Origin of the sequence: Methanocalculus sp., assembly GCF_029762515.1 — an archaeon.
Lineage (GTDB): Archaea > Halobacteriota > Methanomicrobia > Methanomicrobiales > Methanocorpusculaceae > Methanocalculus.
This window is the reverse complement of sequence record NZ_JARVGN010000340.1, coordinates 1-2,519: the sequence shown is the minus strand read 5'-3', so window position 1 is coordinate 2,519 and position 2,519 is coordinate 1. Positions and strand designations below refer to the sequence as shown.

Genomic DNA, 2,519 nt, shown 5'->3' with positions numbered 1-2,519 from the left:
CGACTTTTGCACCGGGATCAAATTTTTTGATCTCCTTGAGTGCTTCGATACCGTTCATCTTCGGCATCACAACATCCATTGTAACAAGGTCAGGTTTCAAAGCCTGGTACTTTTCAACAGCTTCCGCTCCGTCTCCGGCTTCACCAACAATCTCATGGCCCCCGGAGAAAAGAATGTTTTTGAGAAGGGTTCTCATAAACAGCGTATCATCAACAATCAGTATTCTACCCATTCAGCATCCATCCAGATATGTGTGTGGGACGATATTTAGAGTTTTGTCCTGCCAGGGTTTATCACAAATCAGTTTGCCCCGGATTTGGTTGCATCAGTGATATACCGGACACCTTTTGCAGTGAGCTGAACTTCTCTTCGTATCTCTTTTACTTCTGCCATATTAAGGTTGATCAACTTATCATAGACGTGATCGATCTCTTTGAACTGAATCTGGAGCATATTCTGAATCGAGGAGGAATCCATTCCTGAATAGACGAGCATGGCAATCTGCTGATCCATTGCACCCAGTTCGGTTCCTTCCATCTTAATGCCAGCAGTTGCTTCCTGAAGGAAATTGTGGAGGATCTGGAGGGTTGAGATCTGGGTGAGGATGAAACTTGATACGACATCGTGGTGCTCGAGGTGATCGATCCTGACGACATCTGTCGGCTTCTCACTGACTTCCCTTTTAGTGAGCTCAATGTTTGTGACATCATCGATCTGAATACAGATCTGTTTGTTCTGGGTGATACACCAGATACCGGTTTTTAAGACGATAATGGCACCTTTCTCCCAGGCGGCGTTTGTCAGAAGCACGCCTCCGCGTATTGCAGGCGACATGAACTGCACCATCAGCCGATATCCGCTGCATTTCATCAGAATTTTATGCTTCAGAACAAATCTGACCTTTTCAACCGAGACAAGATCGATGACTGAACCATCCTTTCTGATGATGGTGAGGGTGTTCTTCTTTTTTTCTTCCAGATCCACGATATGTTTAAGGGGGATTGTGATATTGGCCGGAGGGGGTATGACAAGTTTCTCATCATCAATTGATATTTTGCAATTGATCCATTCATCATTATGCTGTATCTTAACCGGTGCATTAACCATGATTCTTCACCCCATCCACATCATTTCTACCGGATATTGATCAATTATCCTTTTTTCCTCCTAATATAGTGAGCAGATTGGATAATTCTTCTTCAAGTTCCTTTGGTGAGACATCAGCATCCTTTAACTCCCGGACGAGGCTGAGATCCTGTTTTTTCCTGATATTCTTTGTGCCGCTCTTCAGCTCACTGAGAAGATCGCTCTCCCCCATGCCCCCTCCACCTGATTTGGAGAAGAACGAGCTCTTTGTCTCTTTCCCTTTCGAATCGGAAAAACCTACATTTGAACTGATCGCTTCAGCAGATTCACCAAAGCTGAACTGATCCTTATTCTTCTCTTCCCAGCTTTCTTCCTTCTCAATCGGTGAGTCAGCAAGTGGATCCTCGATCTCATCCAGATCCTCAAATCCATCCGGCAATTCTTCTTCATCGCCTGTCTCTAATTCATCAAGATCAATTGCGTCGAGATCCCCGTCAGCCGAGAGGAGATCATCACCCAGAGAGTCGCCAAAAGAATCATCAATCGGGGCGTCCACCGGCTGATCGAAGCCCCCCTCCGGGAGATCATCATCCAGATCCCCGGCCTGGGCAAGGATTGAGGCGACGTCATCTGCCATGTATGCGTCATCCTGCCCCATGTCAATGACCGCACCATTATCTCCGAAATCATCAAGACCCTCATCATCCAGATCATCCAGGTTGATGTCGCCGAAGAGATCGTCTTCTTCAAGTTCGTCGTCAATTGATTCGCCAATAGTGGCTTTGATCGCACCGGATGAGGAGGCAGGTATTGCTTTTTCCTTATCATCCTTCTTTTTCCTGCCAAAAAGGCCCCCCTCCTTCTTCTCTTTCTTCTCCTTTGGCTTCCCTCCTCCACGGTTAAGTTTTTTGTAGAGATTATAGAATGATGGTGCCTTTTCTGCAAATCTCTCGCCAAATGTCGGTCTTTCCTGCGTGGCAGGCTCTTCTGTTTTATCCCTCTCTCTTCTCAGGCTCTTCAGGGAGAGAGCTCCTGTGACAAAGAGTAAGAATATGCCAAATATTGAGACGATTACTACCAGATAGAGAAACGGCAGATCGATGAAGAGGAGTATTACTCCAATTGCAACGATCCCAAAAAAGAGGAGCATCCTCCGAACTGAATCCTTCATACAACACCTGCTCCTGTTGAAACAAGTCCTTCCATACTGAAGAACATATCGACAACCGGTGGGATTGCAAGGAAGAGCATTCCGGTGATGACAAACAGTATTGCAATAAAGGGGTATGCAATGGTTCGATCTCCGCCCACCGCGAGCTGCCCGACTATGACATTGGAGAAACAGATGATCACCAGGATCTGAACCACATAAGCACCGATTAAGGCTTCAGGAAAATCGAGGAACATACCGATCATCCCCCCACCCATGGCAC

3 protein-coding genes and 1 pseudogene are annotated in these 2,519 nt (G+C 46.3%); all 4 read right to left on the bottom strand.

Features of this window, described 5'->3' with window-relative positions:
• The coding region (locus QCH34_RS10605; RefSeq protein WP_300333903.1) for a response regulator at nt 1–232 on the bottom strand (232 nt) is incomplete at its 3' end.
• 68 nt (nt 233–300) lie between these two features.
• On the bottom strand, nt 301–1,107 hold the full coding sequence (locus QCH34_RS10600; RefSeq protein WP_300333901.1) for a CheF family chemotaxis protein: 807 nt from the start codon (nt 1,105–1,107) through the stop codon (nt 301–303).
• Between the two features lie 40 nt (nt 1,108–1,147).
• Nucleotides 1,148–2,257, bottom strand: coding sequence for a hypothetical protein (locus QCH34_RS10595; RefSeq protein WP_300333898.1), 1,110 nt, complete (start codon nt 2,255–2,257; stop codon nt 1,148–1,150).
• Nucleotides 2,254–2,519, bottom strand: a pseudogene (locus QCH34_RS10590) (flagellar assembly protein FlaJ); the annotation flags it as partial. The gene QCH34_RS10595 and the pseudogene QCH34_RS10590, both read right to left, overlap by 4 nt.

What these genes read in the sequence shown, in the direction of transcription:
- QCH34_RS10600 (WP_300333901.1), bottom strand. Translation starts at nt 1,107, where the DNA reads ATGGTTAATGCACCGGTTAAGATACAGCATAATGATGAATGGATCAAT.
- QCH34_RS10595 (WP_300333898.1), bottom strand. Translation starts at nt 2,257, where the DNA reads ATGAAGGATTCAGTTCGGAGGATGCTCCTCTTTTTTGGGATCGTTGCA.